Below are 19491 nucleotides of genomic sequence, written 5' to 3'. Positions count from 1 at the left end.
GGTTTCCTGTTCTGAATCAGTGATGGAGGTGACTAGATGAGGCCGCGTCGGCGCGCCTCGTCGGCGAGCCCGCTACGGCCCCACTGGACGGCGAGGTTGGACGGATCGAATTCGACCGAACCGCCGAGGGATTCGGCGATCGCCTGGAACTGTGCGCCTTCCTCGAGGAGGACGACGAACTTCGCGAGGTCGAACAATCCGCTGCGGCCGATGACGTTGACCCCGCCGTTGGCTTCGAAGATCGCCACCAGATCGGGATCGTGTTCGAGACGCTCGAGAATGAAATCGCCGGCAGAACGGGACCGATCGATGTGCGGCGGAATCTCTCGGGAGAGCGTCAGCCTCTGCGAAGCCGCATAGCGGATGGGGAGCGTCCGATGAGTCTGTGCCCAACCGCCGAGCCACGGAGTGTGGATGTGGACAACGCTGGTGATTTCCGGATGCTGACGGAAGACGGACGCGTAGCCGGTGACGAAACCGGCCGATCCGTTGCCGGACAGCACTTCTCCGTCGAAGGTGGCGACCACCGGTACCACCGACGGATCGTCCGCCCACGGTCCCGGATCGTTCAGGGCGACTGCGATTTCGGTACCGGGCACGCGTTCGACGAAGTTGACGGTCCCGTTGGCTGCAACCGTTCCGGTCTTACGGAAGACGTCGAATGCCTTGTCTGCTACTTTGCGCGCTTCCTCGACGAATGCTGCAGTATCGGCGTCGAGTCGAGTTTCGGTGGTGGTCATCGAGTCTCCAGTCCAGAAGGTGTGATCGGGGTGCGCTGCAGGAGGGGAAGAACTTCTTCGCCGACGCGGTATGCCTCTTCGAGATGCGGGTTGCCGGCGAGGATGAAGGCGTCGACGCCCAGCTCGCGGAGCTCGTCGAGTCTTTCGGCGACCTGCTCGTAGCTGCCGACCAGTCCGAACGCCGGGCCTCCGCGGATCAGGCTGAAACCGCACCACACGTTAGGCTGCACCTCCAGATCCCGGTAACCGGTGATGTGTTCGGGTACCCAGCCTTTGATGCGGGCGGCTCCTACCGAATCGCCCTGCGCTGCTCGGTCGGCGGCGCCCTTGTCGACGAAGGCCCACCCCTTCTCGATCTCGGCCCACGCAGCTTCTTCGGTGTGCCGGGCTACGACGTCGATGCGTACGGCGAATTTCGGCGTGCGTCCCAGTTTGGCCGAGTTCTCCCGCACGCCGTCGATCTTGGCTCTGAGATCGGCGTACGGCTCCAGCCAGGAAAGGTAGTAATCGGAGTGCAGTCCGGCGGCGGCGACGGCTGCGGCCGAAGATCCGGAGAAGTACACCTCGGGAAACGGTTGGCCGGCCAGTCCGGGTGGCAGTGCGGCGCCGTGGGTCTGGAAGAAGCGACCGTCGAAGTCGAAAGGTTCACCGTCCCACACACCTTTGAGGACATCGAGGAACTCGGATGTCCTGGTGTAGCGATCGTCGTGGTCGACCTTGTCGCCCCACCACAGCTGAGGCGCTCCACCTCCGCCGCTGATGATGTTGTAGACCAGACGTCCACCGGTTGCGCGCTGCAGACTGGCCGACATCCGCGCGGCCTGGACCGGGTGAAGGAACCCCGGTTGGAACGCAACCATGAAACGGTACGTGGTGGTCTCGGCGGCCAACGCTGCGGCGGTCGCCCACGGATCCTCGGTCATCGGGAAGGACGGCAGCAGCCCACCGAGGAAGCCGGCGGATTCGGAAGCCTTTGCCACCGCGGCCATGTGGTCGATGTAGCTGTATCCGTCCAACTCGCCGCCCCGGATCGCGGGAGCGATGTTGCCCGGCCCGTATCCACCGGCGTCACCGCGGTTGTAGCGACGCGGTGTACGAAGCGACGCGTGGTCGCCCTCCATTCCGATCCGCCAGTAGAAATCTATGCTCATGCGGTGGCCTTCTCTTCTGTGGTGGCCTTCTCTTCCTTGCGGATCCGACCCTCGGGATCGACCAGGTGCAGGAGATGTTCGCCCGCCCGGTGCAGCTCTTCGATGTGTGGCCGACCCGACAGGACGAAACCGTCCACGCCGAGATCTCGATACGACGAGAGTCGCTGTGCCACTTCCTCGTAGCTTCCGACAAGACCGATGCTGTGCTCGTAACCGATGCGGTCGAATCCGGACCAGAGGATGCCGCCCCGATCGATCTCGAACGCAGTGGAATCGGATTCTCTCAGTTGCCGTTCGACGCGAGCCCAGGCTTCGTCGGCTGTCTCCCTCGCGATGATCGGGATGCGCAGGAGCTTCTCGACAGTCCTGCCGAGTTCGGACGCTCGGTCGTCGAGGGCCGTGATCCTCGTCGAGAGCTCGTCACCGGCGAGCGTGAACTGATGGACGTCGCCGTGGTGGGCGGACAGTTCCAGAGCTTCCGGAGAATCGCCGGTCAGATGTACTCGGGGAAAAGGGAGTCCCGACAAGATGCCTCGGAATCCGCCGCCGAGCACGTCGTAGTATTCGCCGTCGAAGTCGTAACCCGTGCCACCGAATCCGCCTGGCAGAATTTGTTCCTCGTTCCATACGCCACGGGCAACGGTCAGGAACTCCGCGGCGCGCGCGTAGCGGTCGGCTCCTCGAACTACGTCTCCGCGAGCGGTGGCATCTTCGGCGTCAGTATCGACCCTCACTCGCCACTCGAGACGACCTGCCGACAGACGCTGAAGTGTCGCGGACATTTTGGCGGCGTAGACAGGAGTGCCGAAAGTGGGATGAAATTCCACGACCACTCGCGAATGACGCGTCTGACGTAGTGCGGCGGCGGCAACGATCCAGGATTCTTCCCCATTCGGATCGTACGGTGCGACAACGCCGTCGACGCCAGACAGTTCGGCGGCGAGAACGATCTGCGCCAGTTCGTCGAAAGGCCCGAAGTTTCCGGGGCGAACATCGGTCGCGATTGTGGTGGGGCGTTGTGCGCCGAATCCGCCTCGACTGTTCAGTGCGGCCACTGCCCGGCGCCCGTCGCCGCGCGAGGATAGCTCCCAGTAGACCTCGGTCATTTGAGTGTGTCTTTCTGAGCAGCGACCAGTGCGCGGGCCTGTTCGAGGGGTTCGTGCGCCACCCAGGACTGCAGGTCGAAGTCGGCGGCGAGGAAGCCGTGCGCATAGAGGAACTGCTTCTGCACGCCGAGCAGATCGACACGCTCGTCCGACAGGCTCAAATGCAGTCCAGTGTGGAAATTCTCGCCGTACGCTGCCACGACGCCCTCGGGCCCCGACTGCGTTTCGGTCTGCAGAACGGCTCGAACCTCGTCTATGTTGGCCGCCGCCCAGTCTGCCGCCCGCAGACTCTCGGCGAGGAAGCCCACGACGACGTCCGGGCGTTGTTCGAGGAGATCGGCATGAACCGTGATCGGACGCGGAGTGCCGTTGTTGACGCGATCACGAAGGGATGCAGTGGAATCGAGGTCGACAGCTACGGCGAGGCCGTGTTCGCGGGCAACTTCCTGGGCGCGGGCGCCCTTGACGTAGATGGCGTCGACGTCACCGCGCAGCAAGGATTCGACACCCCACGTCGTGTTGCGGGTCGAGGAGGCGGTGCGGACCTCAGGTGCTGCCGTCGTTGCAACCTCGACGAGGGTGACGTCGGCAAAACTCAACTCGCCCAGTCGAAGCGCGGAGGCGAACCCGTGCAAGGCCATGGCGCGGGGGAAGCTCCTGGCTTGATCGGCCGCCCACGCCGGGATTCCGATCCGGGCGCCGGCCAGCAGGCCTGCTTCTCGGATGTCGGAGTCTCCACGCACCAGGATCGCCTGGGCCTCGTCGATCCAGGTGAGCCCGATGAGCCTCGTCGGAGAACCACTGGCACGCGCGGCCAGTGCCGGGACATTGCCACCTTCGCGAATGAGTCCGGAGAGATGGTGGTCGAAATGGCGCACTGCCAATTCCGGTCCGGCATCTTGTAGTACGCCGAAACGCACTCCGGATTCGGTTGCCGTCCGGTCGAGCCATCCGAGGCTGTTCGCGAGGCCGCTGGCGGTGGGAACAGGGCAGCGGGTGTACCAGAGTGTGTCGATTGCGGAATCAGCGATCAATGTCATGACTGTCCTGTCCGTCGGGGAAGGTGCGTCCGACGCCGAGTTCCTTCAGGAAGCTCGCTCGGTAGCGCAATGATTCGGGATCGTTCCGGTCGCGGGGGCGTGGCAGATCGATGTCGACGTCCACGGCAAACCCGCCCTTGTCGAGAATGAGTACCCGGTCGGCAAGTCGTACGGCTTCGTCGACGTCGTGCGTGACCAGTAATACCGCGGGACGGTGGCGGGCGACCAGATCGCCTACCAAATCCTGCATTTGGAGTCGCGTGAGGGCGTCGAGTGCGGCGAAGGGTTCGTCGAGTAGCAGCAGTTCAGGTTCGCGAACGAGGGCGCGAGCCAATGCGACGCGTTGGGCCTCACCACCGGAGAGCGTGGCCGGCCAGGCACGGTGCTTGTCCGCGAGGTTGACCTCGGAGAGTGCGTTGCGTGCGTTGTCGGTCACCTGCCGTGAGCGCTTCTGTCCGACTGTGACATTGGCGAGAACTCGCTTCGACGGTATCAATCGTGGTTCTTGATAGACGACTGTGCGGTCGCGCGGGACCAGCACCTCACCGCTGTCCGGTGCTTCCAGTCCGGAGAGCACGCGCAGCAGTGTCGTCTTGCCCGTTCCGCTGGGGCCGAGGAGGACGACGAACTCGCCGCGAGTGATCTCGAGGTCGATGCCACCCAGAACGGTCTTGTCGCCGAACGACTTACGCACCCCGGTCAGTGAGACCGCTACTGGTGAACCGGCCCGTCGCTCGGCCGCAGTGGTGCCGGTCCGCTCACGGGTCGCCAACGGCGGCAGAGGTGCTTCGGTGGATGGCAGCGAGCCGATGGCTGTGTTCGTCATCGTGCCACCGACAATCTCCGCCACGGCATGGAGTACCGCTCGATCAACCTGACCACGGCGTCGAAAATCAGGCCCAGCGCCGCATACATGACGATGCACAGAACCATGTAGTCGGTGCGGTTGTATTCCTGCGCCAGGGTCACCAGATATCCGATGCCCTCGCGGGTGCCGACCTGCTCGGCTGCGATCAATCCGGTGATGCTCAGCGAGAGGCAGATCCGAAGCCCCATGAGAACGCCGGGGAGGGCGGTCGGAAGAATTGCTCCGAACACCAGTCGCCAACCCGTCAGGCCGAAACCTTGTGCCGCTTCGACCATCTTGCGATCGACCCCGCGCACTCCCAGGTAGGTGTACGCGTACATGGGGGCGACGGTAGCGACCGCGATCAGCACCACCTTGAAGGTTTCGTCGATACCGAACCAGGCGATGAACAGCGGAACGAGCGCGAGGAACGGAACCGCGCGGTTGATCTGCATGGCCCCGTCGATCAGTTCTTCGCCGAGCGAGGAGAGGCCGGAGAGAACCCCGAGCACCAATCCGACGATCACGCCGACCGAAACACCGAGTGCAGCACGTTGAAGCGACGCGAGACCGAAGTCGACCAACTGGCCCGACTGGTACAGCTCGGCGAAGGCCGTCCACACGGCGGGAGGTCCGGCCAGGATCTCCTCTCGAATCAGTCCGGTAGCCGACCCGATCCACCATCCGGCGACCAACAGAGCCGGAACCAGGAAGCGGAGGGGGATCGAAATCCACTTCGGTCGGGTGCGATTGCGCCGGTAGCGCGGCGTTTCGAGTTGTGGATGCTCCACTGACTGCGGCGCCGTTCGAGCGGGGCGGGTCAGCGTCACCATCGGGTCACTTCCCCTCGGTGGTGGGCGCTGCCGCTGCTGAACCTGCCACAGCGCCCTGCAGGTCGAAGATCACGTCACTGCCCTTGAGCGGCTGCTGGATCACCTTGTTCTCGGCAAACAGCGTGGAGATGGATTCGAGGTCTGTAGCGTCGGCTGCAGTCGGGTAGCGGAAGTTGGTGATCTGGCCGCCCAGGGTGATCGCGTCGTCGAGTCGCTGTCCGGAGAGAGCGCGCGGACCGGTCTGTTCGAAGACGTTCTCGAATGCTGCCGGGTCGGCCTGCTGCTTCGCGGTGAGTTCCTGGGTGACCTCGAGGAACTTCTGGACCACCTCGGGATGCTCTTCGAGAATCGCGGTGCGGCCGGCGATGATGGTGCTGTCCACGGAGTCGATGCTCGCCTCGGTTGCGATCTCGACCGCACCCTTGGCCTTGGCCTCCTGGTACGGAATCAGGAACGATGCCCACGCGTCGACCTGTCCGGTGGAGAACGCCGACGCGGCGTCTGCCTGTTGCAGCGGAACGCGTTCGACGGAATCGATCGGCACTCCGGCCTGTGTCAGGGCCTTCAGCGTGATGTACTCGCCCTTACCTGCAGGATTGACGGCGATGCGCTTGCCGGCCAGATCGGCGACGGTCTTGATGCCGGATTCCGGAGTGGCGATGATGCCGGCCTGGTCCTTGTTGTACGGGTCCGATGTGGCGAAGATGCGGACACCCACGTCCTTGGACAGTGCGCCGACGACGGGACTGTATGCGCCGGTTTGGATGTCGAGCTCACCGCTGTTGAACAGTTTGAGGTTGGAGCTGAATCCCGGCGTGGTCTTGACCCATTCGATCTTTGCGCCCAGCGGTGCCAGCGCCTCGTCGTAGGTTCCGTCGCGCTTGCCGACGGCGATGGCACCGGAGTTTCCGGGATCGAAGACCTTGAGCGTGAAGTCGGCGCTGGAACTGCCTGCGGCGCTGTCGGAATCGGAAGACCCACACGCCACCGCCAACCCGGCCAGCGGGATCATGGCGAGCGCAGCGGCAGCTCGTGGCAGTCGGCGGAAGCGGGACATGTATGTGGCTCCTTCAGGCGTTGATTCGTCAGAACTGACGACGATGACGCTATTGGGTGCGTGTCCGTTTTACCCCCGTTTGTTTTCTGGAGATTGGAAATCTTGACAACATCGGAAGTCTGTTCATCTGGGCTTTTGTAGGTCCTGGCGTAGTTCCTTTCCATCTGATGGAAAGAATGGCCGGACTGCTGGGTCCGTGTTAGCGTCCGATTCTCAGGTCGATCAGGCCACAGCGAAAGGATCGTTCGTGACGGACGCACGCGGCGCGGGAGTTCAGACGGTAACCCGTGCCCTGACCATGCTCACATGTTTTCGCAGTGGCGAAGAACTGGGAGTCTCGGAAGTTGCGCGGCGACAAGAGCTTGCGGTCAGCACCACGCATCGATTGCTGCAGTCGCTCGTCGACGCGGGGTTCCTCGAGAAGGACGACGCAACCAGTCGGTATCGCATCGGCGCGGCGCTGGCGGCTTACGGACAGGTCTCCTACCGGCAGCATCGGATCTATCTGTCCGAGCCCTATTTGGAGCAATTGGCCGCGACGACAGGAGCATCCGCCTCCCTGGCAGTCCGAAGCGGAAGTGAGGTGGTGTTGCTCGGGTTCAGTCGGTGGCGCGAGGCCGACGGACATGTGCTGCAGGGTGTTCGACTTCCCTTGCACGCGAGCGCCCTGGGGAAAGCCTTTCTGGCTTGGTCCGATGTCGACGATTCCGAGCTCGCTGCGCTGCCACGTGAAGCGACCACCCAGCGCGCGATCACCGATGTTGCCGGTATCCGCCGGGAACTGGAGTTGACCCGCGAGCGAGGATACGGATTCAACGACGAGGAGTTGACCCCGGATTTCCGAACGATCGGAATTCCGATCATCGATGGATCAGGCTCTGTGCGTTACGCTCTCGGACTTCGTGGTCCGGTCGAGCTGATGATCGACGAACGGATTCCGTTCCTCGCCGATCTTGCCAAGGTGACTGCGCGACAGATCGGTGAAGTGCTTCTCTGAGCTGGCGTGAAGCGTTTGTGGCAGATCCGGCCGAACGTGATTACCGTTGAAGTCGAGGGCGCGATCGCACAATGGCTACGCGACGTGACCGCGTCCTCGCGAGCGTGGAGACGAGTGATGACGACGATCGGTGTCGTTGCCCTGCTGCTGGGCGTCCTGTTGATCGTGGTCGAGGCGCATGCCCCAACCGCGGGGGTGCTCGGTGCGCTCGGAGCACTCATGATCGGTGCGGGCGTCTGGATGCTCTTCACGTCCGACGGTATCGGCCAATCGATCGCGATCCCGGTGACGGCGGGGGTCGCGGTGGTCGGCCTGGGCGTGGTGGCGGTTGCGAGCCGAAAAGCGCTCACCGCGCGCCGAGCACCCGTGCGTACCGGGAAGGAATCTCTTGTCGGCTCCGACGCGACCGTTCGCAGTTGGGGTGGTGCGCAGGGTCAGGTCGAGCTTGACGGCGGATTATGGCGTGCACGAATGGAATTCGGGTACGACGATTCTGTTCCCGTCGTCGGTGAATCCGTCGTCGTAGAGCAGGTTCGAGGCCTGACTCTGAAAGTGCGCCGTCGTGAACCGTGGGAGCTGCCGCTATGACCACCGCGCTTGTCGTCTTGTCCGTGTTTGTCGTGCTGATTGCAGTCCTTGTGGGTATGTCGGTGAGAGTCCTGCGTGAGTACGAGCGCGCGGTGGTGTTCCGCCTCGGTCGACTGATCACCTTGAAGGGTCCTGGCCTGGTCATTCTGGTGCCGGCGATCGATCGCATGGAGCGGGTCAGTCTGCGAACCGTCACGCTGAAAATACCGGTCCAAGAAGTGATCACCCGCGACAACGTTCCGGTGAAGGTTACCGCCGTCACGTACTTTCGGGTCGTCGACGCCGACCGTTCGATAGTCGAGGTCGAGGACTTTCTGGCCGCCACCTCGCAGATCGCCCAGACCACACTGCGCTCCATTCTCGGTAAGGCCGAGTTGGACTCGCTGCTATCCGAACGTGAACGCCTCAACGAGGACTTGCAGAAGGTCATTGACCAGCAGACCGAGCCGTGGGGAGTCAAAGTCACCACCGTGGAGATCAAGGACGTCGAGATCCCAGCCAACATGCAGCGCGCCATCGCCCGGCAGGCTGAGGCCGAACGTGAACGGCGAGCCAAGATCATCAACGCCGACGCCGAATTTCAGGCTTCGGCCAAGCTCGCCGAGGCGGCCGAGGTGATCAGTCGCAATCCGACCACTCTGCAATTGCGTTATCTGCAGACGCTTCACGAGATCGGTAGTGAGAACAACTCCACCGTTGTCTTCCCCTTGCCGCTGGATCTTGTCCGGCCCTTCATGGGCGGCCAGGCGGAGGTTTCCACAGCCACCCAAGAGCATGCCCGATCTGTCTGGAATGCGAAAGTCGTTGATTAGCAAATAGTTTCAATCAATCCCCCTCTTGTATTCGAAATTGTGTTCGAATATGATTGCTGCATGGACAGTCGGGAAGCGTGGCAACTGGATGGCGAGGGCCTCAAGTGTGAGGTTCTGGATCTGGTGCGCGCCCGGCACGAGTTGCAGTCGCGGATGGTGTTGCTGATCGTGGAAATGTTTTCCCGGGAGGTTCTCGGCGGGAAGGGTTTTCGGGCGATCGCGCAGTGGCTGCACGGTTCGACGAATCTGGAGATCGGTGAGTGCAGCCTGCTGGTCGGGTTGGCGCGGTTGTTGATGCTCGAACCCGTGGTGGCGGATGCGTTTCACCGGGGTGATGTCGATGCGTTGAAAGCCCGGCAGGTGGCGTCGTTTTGTCAGCACCCACCGAAGAACATGACCCCGGCCGATGTGGACAAGGCCCGCGGGATCTTGTTGGGATTGGCGTCGAAGAACATTGCGGATTGTGATGCGGTGCGGGTGGCGATTCGGCGGATCGAGAAGCAGTACGGAAACCGTGAGGACGGAGTTCCGGTCGGCGAGGATTCCGAACGTAACGAGTTCTACGCCTCGAAAGGCCTGTACGGGCGGGTCACGGTAAAAGGTGATTTGGATGCGATCAACGGGGCCCGTCTGATCACGTTGTTGTCTAGCCTGTCCGCTCCGACGCCGGAGAAAGACGGCGTCAAAGACACCCGCACGCCGGCATTACGCCGGGCCGACGGGTTCTGCGAACTACTGCGCCGGTACGAGCGGGCGGGATTGGGTCCGATCGAAGGTGGGGTGAAACCGCACATCACGGTCACCGCCAGCGCCAAAGACATGACCGACCTGAAAGCCTTGAAGGATCTGTTGCCGTCGACGGAGGAACTCGGGTTCGCGTGGACGGATTGGGTGGGCCCGATCAGTATCGACACCGCCCGGATGCTCGCCTGCGACTGCACCGTCACCCGGATCTTGTTGGATGAGAATGGTGTTCCGCTCGACTGCGGTAAGGAAGCGAGAACAGCGACGGTGCCGCAGCGGCGGGCGTTGGCGGTGCGTGATGGTGGGTGCGCGTTTCCGGGGTGTGGAACACCATCGGGGTGGTGCGATGCTCACCATATCGTTCACTGGAATGATGGTGGCCCAACAGATCTCGATAATCTGATCTTGTTGTGCGGACACCATCACCGGACGTTGCACCACACCGAGTGGAGAGTGGAAATCGGCCCCGATCGGAAGTCGGTGTTCTATCCGCCGATGTCGATCGACCCGTATCAGCAGCCGGTCGGCGGGAACAGCCCACCGACAGCAGCGTGACCCGCGACAACTGAATACGCACGCACCGGGGAATCACCATGCCCCGGTGCGTGCGGTGCGTGCGGTCAGAGCATCGTCGAGATATGTTCCGGTATTTCGATACCGGAGTCGAGATCGTCAGACGGAATCGGTTGACTGAACTGGCTCGACACGGGAACTACTCCGGCCCAAATAGTTTCGACGCCGATGTCAGCGGCATCGTCACCGGGCCCGCCGGTGCGGGCCTTGACGGAAGCCTCGTACAACGGCAGTGCAAGAACGACGGTTGCCGCCATTTCCTTGCGCGTGTGATCCCGCAAGTGTTGGGAACGTCCGGGGGCCACCTGGTCGACGATCAGATTCAAAGCCTTCACCCGCTCGTCGTTGTCGGTCACGACTCGAGGTGATCCGACAATGACGCCACTGCGGTAGTTCATCGAGTGATGGAACCCCGACCGAGCCAGCACGAGCCCGTCGAGGATCGTGATGGTGATGCAGATTTCGCTGTCGGGAGCCAAGCTCCGCGAGGCCACCGAACCATGGACGTAGATGGACCCGTCACGGTCAGGGCCGTCGAGGTCGAACCCGTACGCGGTGGGAAACACCATGGGAACTCCGCCGACGGTCACGCCCATGTGGCACAGCTTCGCGGACTGCAAGACGTCGACGAGTGCCGCGCGTTCTGCGACGCCGTGGTGGCGGGCGCGCTTGTGCGTCGTGCGTGCTGTCGGGGACAGCGGAACAGGTGCGGTGGGGGCAGGAGCAGGGGCAGCAAAGACAACGGAATCTGTCATGCAGACAATGCTGCTGGCAAAGTGGCTTCAAGTCATGGTCCAATCAAGGGAGACTTCGATAGGCCACTTCGATTGGTCACTTCCGAGAGGGTTCTGAATGTTTCTTCCTTCGGCGGTAGCTGTAGTCCTCGACCGGACGGATCGGCGGGCGCTTCCGGTCCAGGTCGCCGACCACCTCAGAGCCGACATTCGCAGTGGCCAGGCTGCGGTGGGTCTGCGGTTACCCAGCTCGCGGAAGCTGGCGGCGGAACTCGCGGTGGCGCGGGGCGTCGTGGAACGGGCGTATGAGCAGTTGATCGCCGAGGGCTGGCTTGTCGCTGTGCACGGCTCGGGCACCTTCGTTGCCGAGGCGCCCTCTCCCGCGGTCACTCCCACGACTACACCGAAGAAGGCCGCCGACAAGATGTCACCCAGGGTGCAGCTCCGGCCGGGCGTGCCGTGGACGCCGCCGCGTGCATCGGCAGCGTGGCGGCGGGCGTGGCGTGACGTCGGGGCCAAACCGCCACCATTCGAGGATCCCGATCCTGCGGGCGACTGCGAATTGCGTTCGGCACTATCGGAATTGCTGGCAAGGGCTCGCGGAATGTCGGTTGAACCCGAGAGAATCCTGATCACCTCGGGTGCGACCCACGGCCTCGGACTGGCCTTGTCGGCGCTGCGTACCAGTGGCGCAGTCCTGGCGATGGAGGACCCCGGGTACCGGTATGCGTCCTCGGCGGCAACAGCGTGTGGATGGTCTCTGCTGGACGTACCGGTCGATGCGCACGGTCTCCGTGTAGACCAACTCGGATCGGCGCCGGAGAATGTTCGCGGCGTGTACGTGACACCGTCCCATCAGTATCCGACGGGTGGGCTGCTTCCAGTAGGTCGGCGCAACCAGTTGATCGAGTTCGCACGCGCCCGCGACGTCGTCCTGTTCGAGGACGATTACGACTCCGAATTCCGTTACGACGTAGCGCCTTTGCCTGCGCTTGCCCAGCTGGCTCCTGACCGGGTGGTGTATCTCGGAACGGTTGCCAAGACGCTCGGCGCCGGAATTCGATTGGGCTGGTTGGTGGCTCCTCTCGACCTGGTCGACCGCATAGCAGTACACCGCAAGCGAATCGGCGACTTCCCGTCGGTTCCGCTACAGCAAGCACTCCTGTCCCTGCTCCGTGACGGCGAATGGGATCGGGCGGTACGTACCGCGCGGCGCCGGTACCGCGAGCGCGATCGGGCGGTCGAGGAAGCGCTGTCACCGTTCGGTGAACTGCGGGGTCTCGGCGCCGGCATGCACACGACGCTCATGCTCGACGCGGATCTGGCAGCCACCGTCGCTCGCGAGGCACTCCAGCACGGCGTCGAAGTGCCCACCCTGGTCGAGTCCACCCGAACGCACGGAGACCCCGGCGGATTGGTCATCGGCTACGGGCGAGTGGATTCCGCAGACCTCGAATATGCGCTCGAGGTGGTAGCCGAGTGCCTCGCACGTCACAGCGCGTGAAGTCTCGTTGATCGGGAGTGCGGCAACGGATGGGCGTCGTCCAGTTCTAGCGTCCACTCGTGACGATCCGAAGCCAGACCTTTCCGCACCTGCTCGCACCAGGCACCATCGGCCCGATGACCGTGCCCAATCGCGTCGTTCTCCCTGCCATGGACATGAATCTGTGTGAAGACGGGGAAATCGAAAAGGGCGACATCGACCACTTCGTGGCGCGCGCGGCCGGTGGAACGGGTCTGATCATCACCGGTTGCTGCGCTGTTGCGTATCCGCTGGGCTGCACCAGCCGCAAGGAACCGGGGCTCTCGGAAGACCGGTTCATCCCCGGACTGAAAGCGTTGGCCGACGCGGTGCACGACGCAGGCAGCAAGCTCTGTGTACAGATGACACACCACGGCAAGGTGGCGCGCATCGACACTCTCGACGGCCGACCGCAGCTGGTGCCGTCCATGCCGAAGCCGCCGGGTGACATGAGTGCGATGGCCGATTGCACACCCGAAGAACTGGGCAAGATGGCTGCCATCAACGAGGGCAAGAAGGCGACCTACCACGAGGCCGACCAGGAAGATCTCGATTGGCTGGTCCGCATGTTCGCCGAGGCTGCCGGACGGGTGAAGGCGGCAGGCGGTGACGCCGTCGAGATTCACTGCGCCCACAACTACGTCCTCGGAGCGTTCCTGAGTCGGTACACCAATCAGCGCAGCGACGAGTACGGCGGTTCCATGGAGAATCGTGCTCGCCTGGCTTGTGAGGTCATTCGCGCAGTCAAGGCGGAGGTTGGCGGTTCGCTTGCCGTCATCGTGCGTCTGGCCGGTCAAGAGTATGGCGAAACCGACGGGCTGACCGTCGACGAGGCCGCTGCGGCCGCCACGATGTTCGAAGAGGCCGGCGCTGACGCCATCCACGTCACCGGTACCGCACTGAATGCTTTTGCCAACTTCACCGACGGACCTCTGCCCGACAAGGTCGGCTACTACACCGACAATGCAACGCGAATCAAGCAGGCGATATCGATCCCCGTGATCACGGTCGGACGCATGCTCCCCGAAGTCGGCGAGAAGATGATCGCGGAAGGTCGCACGGACTTCGCCGCAATGGGCCGTCAGCTCCTGGCCGACCCACAGCTGGTGAACAAACTCAAAGACGGTGCACCCGAGCGGGTTCGGCCATGCATCAATTGCTACGTCTGTGTGCAGGAGAACTTCTGGGACGAGACCCCGCTGTGCGCGGTGAACCCTGCTCTGGGAAACGAAGCGCTTCTCCCCTTCGTTCGGACGAGCACTCCGAAACATGTTGTTGTGGTCGGAGCGGGCCCCGGCGGTCTCGAGACGGCTCGTGTGGCAGCTGAACGTGGGCACCGAGTCACGGTGTTGGACAAGTCCGATCGCCTCGGCGGCACCCTGTGGTTCTCGAGCCTCACTACCCCGGACAACGGGCGTCTGCTCAACTGGTTGAAAGTGGAAATCGAGCGTCTCGGTGTCGATGTTCGACTGAAGACCGAAGCCTCGGTTGCGTCGATCCGGGCACTGAACCCTGACGCCGTAGTAGTGGCTACCGGTGCAGTCCGCGAGCGGCCGAGCGTTCCGGGCGGCGATCTCCCGCACGTACATACCGGTGACTCGTTGCGCGCCTTGATGACCGGAGTCGGCGACGTCTCCCAAGTGCCGCCGTTTCTTCGTACGATGGCCAAGTTGGGCAAGCTGTCCGGTATCACCAAGAGTCCCGCCGCGATCCGGGCGGTGACCCGCAAGTTTCTGCCCATGGGCAAGAACGTCGTCGTGATCGGTGGTTCGCTTGTCGGACTCGAGCTTGCGGAGTTCCTGGCCGAGCGCGGTCGCACTGTGACGCTGATCGAAGAAGGCCAGCAGTTGGGCATTCCGATGGCGATGCCGCGCCGCTGGACGGCTGTGCGCCACGCCAAGCATGTCGGTGTGAACATTCACCGCAATTCAACGGTGCAGCGAATCACCAAGGAGCACGTCGAATTCCGTTCCGGAGACAAAACACTGACAGCTCCGGCCGACATGGTTGTCGTCGCGTCGGGAGTGTCTGCGCAAGCACCTCTAGCCGACGCACTGATCGGCGTCGTCTCGGACGTGCACGTGGTCGGTGACGCGGTGAACGTCGACTACATCGAGGGCGCGATGCACACGGCGTGGAAAGTTGCGATGGACCTGTAATTCAGCTTCAGGTAGCGCTTTGTGCCGCAACGATGTCCGGCCACCATCGGGCCGCGACATCGGGGTGCGCGCGTAGTCGACTCTTGAGGGCGTTCGCCCCGTAGGAATCGTGGATCGGGTTGTTCGCGTCCACGGTGACGCCGGTGGCTCGCGCCGCCAGCTCGGGCGGCAGGTCGAACTCCGGGATCTGCGCTGCGTAGTTCGGGTTGAAGAAGAACGGCACCGAGATACGTTCGCCGTCGCCCTCGGGTGAAACTACCCGGTGCACAGTCGCTTTCAAGTAACCGCCGGTAGCGACCTCGAGCAGTTCGCCGATGTTGACCACCAGCGCCCCGTCGATCGGCGGTGCATCGATCCAGTCGCCGTCGTGCTCGACCTGCAGACCGCCCTTGCCCGGTTCGACATAGAGCAGAGTCAGCACACCCGCGTCCTTGTGCCCGCCGACGCCCTGGGAGCCGGCACCTTTCGGGCGGCCCGGGTAACGCACGACCTTGATGAGGATCGACGGATCGTGAGCGAACGCGTCGTCGAAGATGTTCGCATCCTGCCCCAGGGCTACCGCCCATTCGCGCAGGAGGCTCAATGCGATCGAGGTGAGCGTGTCGTTCCACTCGGTGATGACGTCGCGGAGTTCGGGAAGGGCATCGGGCCACTGGTTGGGGCCCTGCAGGATCTCCCAGGCCGGTGAGGTGTCGGTGCGCTCGGCCGCGGGCTGTTCGGCGCCGATGTCGATCTGCTCGCGCCAGTCCTGCTTGCCTTCGGTCAGTTCGCCGCCGAGCCTGGTGTACCCACGGAAATGCGGGCTGCGGACGTTCTCGATCGCGAGCTTCTCGGCAGTCGGAAGCGCGAAGAACTCGCGTGCGACGGCGAGGAGGCGTCGCTGCAGGTCGTCGGGAATACCGTGGCCCACCAGATAGAAAAATCCGACCTCGTGGGTGGCCTCGCGGAGCTGAGTGCGGAACTGCTCGGCGGTGTCGGGGTTCTGCGCCAGCGACAGATCGAGCACTGGCAGCGACGTAATCGACATGGGGTCCTCGATCCGTGTGATGGTTCTGATGTCCATCATTCCACGCTGATCGGCACCCGGACCCGCACGGCGATTCGGCAGCCGCAGGCGTGACTACCCGCGCGGATGCGGAAACACCCTGTGGATAACAGAATCGGGGCCTTGCGCCGTTGGCGCAAGACCCCGAATCAGCGTGAACCTAAATCAGGCCTCGTCGGCTCCGATGATGAACGCTTCGAGCTCGATGCGAGCCTTGTCGTCGGCCATCTGGACCGGCGGGGACTTCATCAGGTAAGCGGAAGCCGGGTAAACCGGTCCACCGATGCCGCGGTCCTTGGCGATCTTGGCGGCGCGGACGGCGTCGATGATGATGCCGGCAGAGTTGGGCGAATCCCAGACCTCGAGCTTGTACTCCAGGTTCAGGGGAGCGTCACCGAAGGCGCGGCCTTCGAGGCGGACGTATGCCCACTTGCGGTCGTCGAGCCACTCCACGTAGTCCGAGGGACCGATGTGGACGTTGCGGTCGTGAACCTTGCCGGCAAGTGCGCCGGTCAGGTTGGACGTCACGGCCTGGGTCTTGGAAACCTTCTTGGACTCCAGACGATCACGCTCGAGCATGTTCTTGAAGTCCATGTTTCCGCCGACGTTGAGCTGGTACGTGCGGTCCAGCACGACGCCGCGGTCTTCGAACAGCTTCGCCATCACGCGGTGGGTGATGGTGGCGCCGACCTGGCTCTTGATGTCGTCACCGACGATCGGGACGCCGGCGTCCTTGAACTTGGCAGCCCACTCCGGGTCGGAAGCGATGAAGACGGGCAGAGCGTTGACGAACGCAACGCCTGCGTCGATCGCGCACTGTGCGTAGAACTTGTCAGCGTCGTCGGAACCGACAGGCAGGTAGGAAACGAGGACGTCGACCTGAGCGTCCTTGAGTGCCTTGACGACGTCGACGGGCTCGGCGTCGGACAGCTCGATGGTCTCGGCGTAGTACTTGCCGATGCCGTCGAGTGTCGGGCCACGCTGAACGGGAACGTCCAGGGGCGGAACGTCGGCGATCTTGATGGTGTTGTTCTCGCTCGCGAGGATCGCCTCGGAGAGGTCGAAGCCGACCTTCTTCGCGTCGACGTCGAACGCAGCGACGAACTGCACGTCGCGGACGTGGTACTTACCGAACTTGACGTGCATGAGGCCGGGGACCGTCTGGGTCTCGTCGGCATCCTTGTAGTAGTGGACGCCCTGAACCAGGGACGAGGCGCAGTTACCCACGCCCACAATGGCTACGCGCACCGCGGTGCTGTTCTCACCCATGGTCGGGTTCTCCTTCTTTCCGGGATGTTCCTGTTGTCGATTGCTCGGCTGCGATCAATTCGTTGAGCCAACGCACTTCGCGCTCACTCGATTCGAGTCCGAGCTGATGGAGCTGACGGGTATAGCGGTCCAGCGATCCGCTGGCCCGACCGACGGCCTCGCGGAGCCCCTCGCGGCGCTCCTCGACCTGGCGTCGCCTGCCTTCGAGGATCCGCATCCGCGCTTCTGCGGGGGTGCGGCTGAAGAAGGCGAGGTGAACGCCGAAACCGTCGTCGGTGTAGTTCTGCGGCCCGGTGTCGGCGACCAGTTCGGTGAACCGTTGCCGACCTTCCGGAGTGAGCTGGTAGACGCGACGCGCCCGACGCTTGAGAGTGCCGGTGGCAGTGTCGACGTCTTCCGAGATCAATCCGTCGGCTTGCATGCGCCGCAGTGCCGGGTACAGCGATCCGTACGAGAACGCGCGGAATGCGCCGAGCAGACCAGTGAGCCGCTTACGCAGCTCGTATCCGTGCATCGGTGACTCGAGGAGCAGCCCGAGGATTGCGAGTTCGAGCAACTGACAAACCTCCCGAGTCGTTGAACCTAACCGCCTGATGCGATAACCAACTATATCGCGCCGATATATAAAACCACACTGCGGCCCGATACGTGTACCAAGGTGTCACGGCTAGATCAGGGGGTGAACGGGTAGATCGACATGATTTCCCCGTCGAGGCCGGCTGTCAGGTACCCGCTCTCTTCGAGGTCGTTGCCGACGTGAATCTCGATGGTCGGCACGGTGTCGGTGCTCTCGACAGAGACGTATCGTGTGGTCGGATTCTGCACCGACGTCGTGGTTCCGGCGCCGTCTAGCAGGGCGATCACGATGCGAGGATCGAGCTGTGTGACGTCGATCTGTGCCACGTCCAGTTCGCGCGATCCTCCCGAAGTCGTGTCCTCGAGGTCGCCTCGGTAGTAGCTGTCGAGGGCCTTGCGCGGTGCGGCAGGATCGGCGCGCGTTATGCGTGCATAAGTGGGATAGATGGTCATCTCGTCGACCAGTCCGCTGCCGTACTCCGTTTCGATGGCACGGAACATCGCCCCCAGGCCGTCGACGGTGTGCAGCTGTGGCTCTGGGCTTGAGAAGATCGTGACGTCCGACGCCACATATTTGATTCCGAAGCCGATTGCCGACACCAGTGACAGAGCGATGATCGCAAGGGCGATCCAACGCGTGTCGAGCGAAGGTTCCTTCCGCAGGATGGGCAGAGACGCCTCGGTCTGCAGATCCGACGTCAAGTCTTCGAGATCGCCGAGAGTGACTGCTACCGAGGCGAGTTCGGTCAATTCGTCGTGCTCGGTCGCCGTGAGTTGCCCGTCGGCGAAGGCGGAGTCCAGCACGGCGCAGGTGGCCTCGCGATCGGCATTGCGAGCGCGGGTGGTCCTGGTCAGATCGTTCGGCATGTCCGGGGCCTATCGAGGAGTGAAGGGAGACAAGCGGATCGGGCGGCCATCCGGGCTCAACTCCATCGAGCCGCTCGCGCCGAGGTCGTTGCTCACGTAGATGGAAACGCGTGGATCCTGACCCGATGAGCTCATGCTGATGTGTGTGACCTTGGCTTCGGGGACGTTGAGATTTGCGGACGCTCCCGCCAGATACCCGGCGAGTTTGTCGATGTCGACGGCAGCGAGGTCGAAGGTGACAGTGCTGGCTGCTCGAGTCGAGGTGCTGTCGCGTGGTGTGAAACCGCCTCGAAAGTCGATGTCTTCCTCCAGATTCGGCGAGATAGTGGCGGCGCGAGTAACGCTTGCATAGCCGTCGTAGAAGTTGACGGAATCGATTGTCGTCGTGCCGTACTTGGCGCTGTATCTGGTGATGAATTCCCCGATCCCGCTTGCGGTGAGCGTGTTCAGCGTCGAACTCACAATGGGGGCAAGCGGTCCGACCGGTTCGGCTGCCGCCGGTGGAGGCGGTGAAGGTGAATCGTCGGCGGACAAGGTGAGGAACCCGATCAGGGTTGCGAAGACAGCCGACGCGGCCGCGAGGTACCAGATCTTGTCGATACGACGAACTTTCGCGACGGCGTTCCGCAGCGTCGCTTTCTGCAGATCGCGGACCAGTAGATCGAGCTGGCCGAGGGTGGTCGCGGTCATGGCCGCAGCCGTCCGGTTCGCGTGCTCGTCGACCGTGATCTGTCCGTCGGACAGAGCCGTATCGAGAACGGCGCAGGTATCGGAACGGTCGACGTCGCGCGCACGGGTGCGCGTAGAGGTAGTAGTCGGGGACCCACTCAC

19 protein-coding genes are annotated in these 19491 nt (G+C 63.2%); 6 read left to right on the top strand and 13 right to left on the bottom strand.

Translation table 11 applies throughout. The annotated features are described in order from the left end of the window. Positions 1 to 32 precede the first annotated feature (32 nt). From G8767_RS09980 to G8767_RS09950, 7 genes are read right to left on the bottom strand one after another with little or no spacing between them, the layout of a single operon-like run. The gene (locus G8767_RS09980) at positions 33 to 740 is read right to left on the bottom strand and encodes a class II aldolase/adducin family protein (RefSeq protein ID WP_166810039.1); all 708 of its coding nucleotides are present in this window, start codon (positions 738 to 740) and stop codon (positions 33 to 35) included. After that, positions 737 to 1891: an LLM class flavin-dependent oxidoreductase gene (locus G8767_RS09975; protein WP_003946051.1), complete on the bottom strand. Its 1155-nt coding sequence runs from the start codon at positions 1889 to 1891 to the stop codon at positions 737 to 739. The genes G8767_RS09980 and G8767_RS09975 overlap by 4 nt, the downstream gene beginning before the upstream one ends. After that, complete coding sequence (locus G8767_RS09970) at positions 1888 to 2997, bottom strand: LLM class flavin-dependent oxidoreductase (RefSeq protein ID WP_166810038.1); 1110 nt, start codon at positions 2995 to 2997, stop codon at positions 1888 to 1890. The genes G8767_RS09975 and G8767_RS09970 overlap by 4 nt, the downstream gene beginning before the upstream one ends. Then, positions 2994 to 4037 (bottom strand): ABC transporter substrate-binding protein, encoded by a 1044-nt coding sequence (locus tag G8767_RS09965; RefSeq protein WP_166810037.1) that lies wholly within the window; start codon positions 4035 to 4037, stop codon positions 2994 to 2996. The genes G8767_RS09970 and G8767_RS09965 overlap by 4 nt, the downstream gene beginning before the upstream one ends. Further along, positions 4021 to 4863 carry an ABC transporter ATP-binding protein gene (locus G8767_RS09960; RefSeq protein WP_095971774.1) on the bottom strand — a complete coding sequence of 281 codons (843 nt, stop codon included), beginning with the start codon at positions 4861 to 4863 and terminating at the stop codon, positions 4021 to 4023. Before G8767_RS09960 ends, G8767_RS09965 begins: the two co-directional genes overlap by 17 nt. Beyond that, complete coding sequence (locus tag G8767_RS09955) at positions 4860 to 5717, bottom strand: ABC transporter permease (RefSeq protein ID WP_095971660.1); 858 nt, start codon at positions 5715 to 5717, stop codon at positions 4860 to 4862. The genes G8767_RS09960 and G8767_RS09955 overlap by 4 nt, the downstream gene beginning before the upstream one ends. A gap of 4 nt (positions 5718 to 5721) precedes the next feature. Beyond that, complete coding sequence (locus tag G8767_RS09950; RefSeq protein ID WP_166810036.1) at positions 5722 to 6774, bottom strand: NrtA/SsuA/CpmA family ABC transporter substrate-binding protein; 1053 nt, start codon at positions 6772 to 6774, stop codon at positions 5722 to 5724. A gap of 247 nt (positions 6775 to 7021) precedes the next feature. Between G8767_RS09950 and G8767_RS09945 the strand changes: the two genes are divergently transcribed. The 4 genes from G8767_RS09945 (at position 7022) to G8767_RS09930 (ending at position 10470) form a co-directional block, all read left to right on the top strand. Continuing rightward, positions 7022 to 7771: an IclR family transcriptional regulator gene (locus tag G8767_RS09945; protein WP_166810035.1), complete on the top strand. Its 750-nt coding sequence runs from the start codon at positions 7022 to 7024 to the stop codon at positions 7769 to 7771. A gap of 117 nt (positions 7772 to 7888) precedes the next feature. After that, the gene (locus G8767_RS09940; protein ID WP_166810094.1) at positions 7889 to 8359 is read left to right on the top strand and encodes an NfeD family protein; all 471 of its coding nucleotides are present in this window, start codon (positions 7889 to 7891) and stop codon (positions 8357 to 8359) included. Then, on the top strand, positions 8356 to 9171 hold the full coding sequence (locus G8767_RS09935; protein ID WP_166810034.1) for a slipin family protein: 816 nt from the start codon (positions 8356 to 8358) through the stop codon (positions 9169 to 9171). The genes G8767_RS09940 and G8767_RS09935 overlap by 4 nt, the downstream gene beginning before the upstream one ends. A gap of 60 nt (positions 9172 to 9231) precedes the next feature. Next, positions 9232 to 10470: an HNH endonuclease signature motif containing protein gene (locus tag G8767_RS09930; RefSeq protein WP_166810033.1), complete on the top strand. Its 1239-nt coding sequence runs from the start codon at positions 9232 to 9234 to the stop codon at positions 10468 to 10470. 65 nt (positions 10471 to 10535) lie between these two features. On the opposite strand, the gene G8767_RS09925 is transcribed toward G8767_RS09930, so the two are convergent. Further along, complete coding sequence (locus tag G8767_RS09925) at positions 10536 to 11243, bottom strand: pyridoxamine 5'-phosphate oxidase family protein (protein WP_166810032.1); 708 nt, start codon at positions 11241 to 11243, stop codon at positions 10536 to 10538. A 97-nt stretch (positions 11244 to 11340) separates the two neighbouring features. On the opposite strand from G8767_RS09925, the gene G8767_RS09920 reads away from it, so the two are divergent. Together G8767_RS09920 and G8767_RS09915 are read left to right on the top strand one after the other, a co-directional pair. Further along, positions 11341 to 12726, top strand: coding sequence for a PLP-dependent aminotransferase family protein (locus G8767_RS09920; protein ID WP_166810031.1), 1386 nt, complete (start codon positions 11341 to 11343; stop codon positions 12724 to 12726). A 59-nt stretch (positions 12727 to 12785) separates the two neighbouring features. Continuing rightward, on the top strand, positions 12786 to 14903 hold the full coding sequence (locus tag G8767_RS09915; protein ID WP_166810030.1) for an FAD-dependent oxidoreductase: 2118 nt from the start codon (positions 12786 to 12788) through the stop codon (positions 14901 to 14903). 7 nt (positions 14904 to 14910) lie between these two features. Here the strand turns inward: G8767_RS09915 and G8767_RS09910 are convergent, their stop codons facing one another. From G8767_RS09910 to G8767_RS09890, 5 genes are all read right to left on the bottom strand, one after another. Then, a complete protein-coding gene (locus G8767_RS09910; protein ID WP_240952073.1) occupies positions 14911 to 15969 on the bottom strand; it encodes a 2-oxoglutarate and iron-dependent oxygenase domain-containing protein in 1059 nt (352 codons plus the stop codon). Positions 15970 to 16113: 144 nt separating this feature from the next. Then, positions 16114 to 17217 (bottom strand): inositol-3-phosphate synthase, encoded by a 1104-nt coding sequence (locus tag G8767_RS09905; RefSeq protein WP_003945979.1) that lies wholly within the window; start codon positions 17215 to 17217, stop codon positions 16114 to 16116. Further along, a complete protein-coding gene (locus G8767_RS09900; protein WP_003946014.1) occupies positions 17210 to 17773 on the bottom strand; it encodes a PadR family transcriptional regulator in 564 nt (187 codons plus the stop codon). The genes G8767_RS09905 and G8767_RS09900 overlap by 8 nt, the downstream gene beginning before the upstream one ends. 116 nt (positions 17774 to 17889) lie before the next feature. Further along, positions 17890 to 18660, bottom strand: coding sequence for a DUF1707 domain-containing protein (locus G8767_RS09895; RefSeq protein WP_166810029.1), 771 nt, complete (start codon positions 18658 to 18660; stop codon positions 17890 to 17892). Between the two features lie 9 nt (positions 18661 to 18669). Further along, a complete protein-coding gene (locus G8767_RS09890; RefSeq protein WP_166810028.1) occupies positions 18670 to 19491 on the bottom strand; it encodes a DUF1707 domain-containing protein in 822 nt (273 codons plus the stop codon).

It is taken from the genome of Rhodococcus sp. IC4_135 (assembly GCF_011602025.1).
Classification (GTDB): Bacteria; Actinomycetota; Actinomycetes; order Mycobacteriales; family Mycobacteriaceae; genus Rhodococcus_F; species Rhodococcus_F baikonurensis.
This window is presented reverse-complemented; position numbering and strand designations above follow the sequence as displayed.

What these genes read in the sequence shown, in the direction of transcription:
- G8767_RS09940 (WP_166810094.1), top strand. Translation starts at nt 7,889, where the DNA reads ATGACGACGATCGGTGTCGTTGCCCTGCTGCTGGGCGTCCTGTTGATC.
- G8767_RS09980 (WP_166810039.1), bottom strand. Translation starts at nt 740, where the DNA reads ATGACCACCACCGAAACTCGACTCGACGCCGATACTGCAGCATTCGTC.
- G8767_RS09970 (WP_166810038.1), bottom strand. Translation starts at nt 2,997, where the DNA reads ATGACCGAGGTCTACTGGGAGCTATCCTCGCGCGGCGACGGGCGCCGG.
- G8767_RS09905 (WP_003945979.1), bottom strand. Translation starts at nt 17,217, where the DNA reads ATGGGTGAGAACAGCACCGCGGTGCGCGTAGCCATTGTGGGCGTGGGT.
- G8767_RS09930 (WP_166810033.1), top strand. Translation starts at nt 9,232, where the DNA reads ATGGACAGTCGGGAAGCGTGGCAACTGGATGGCGAGGGCCTCAAGTGT.
- G8767_RS09955 (WP_095971660.1), bottom strand. Translation starts at nt 5,717, where the DNA reads ATGGTGACGCTGACCCGCCCCGCTCGAACGGCGCCGCAGTCAGTGGAG.
- G8767_RS09950 (WP_166810036.1), bottom strand. Translation starts at nt 6,774, where the DNA reads ATGTCCCGCTTCCGCCGACTGCCACGAGCTGCCGCTGCGCTCGCCATG.
- G8767_RS09920 (WP_166810031.1), top strand. Translation starts at nt 11,341, where the DNA reads ATGTTTCTTCCTTCGGCGGTAGCTGTAGTCCTCGACCGGACGGATCGG.
- G8767_RS09910 (WP_240952073.1), bottom strand. Translation starts at nt 15,969, where the DNA reads ATGATGGACATCAGAACCATCACACGGATCGAGGACCCCATGTCGATT.
- G8767_RS09975 (WP_003946051.1), bottom strand. Translation starts at nt 1,891, where the DNA reads ATGAGCATAGATTTCTACTGGCGGATCGGAATGGAGGGCGACCACGCG.
- G8767_RS09965 (WP_166810037.1), bottom strand. Translation starts at nt 4,037, where the DNA reads ATGACATTGATCGCTGATTCCGCAATCGACACACTCTGGTACACCCGC.
- G8767_RS09935 (WP_166810034.1), top strand. Translation starts at nt 8,356, where the DNA reads ATGACCACCGCGCTTGTCGTCTTGTCCGTGTTTGTCGTGCTGATTGCA.
- G8767_RS09895 (WP_166810029.1), bottom strand. Translation starts at nt 18,660, where the DNA reads ATGCCGAACGATCTGACCAGGACCACCCGCGCTCGCAATGCCGATCGC.
- G8767_RS09925 (WP_166810032.1), bottom strand. Translation starts at nt 11,243, where the DNA reads ATGACAGATTCCGTTGTCTTTGCTGCCCCTGCTCCTGCCCCCACCGCA.
- G8767_RS09960 (WP_095971774.1), bottom strand. Translation starts at nt 4,863, where the DNA reads ATGACGAACACAGCCATCGGCTCGCTGCCATCCACCGAAGCACCTCTG.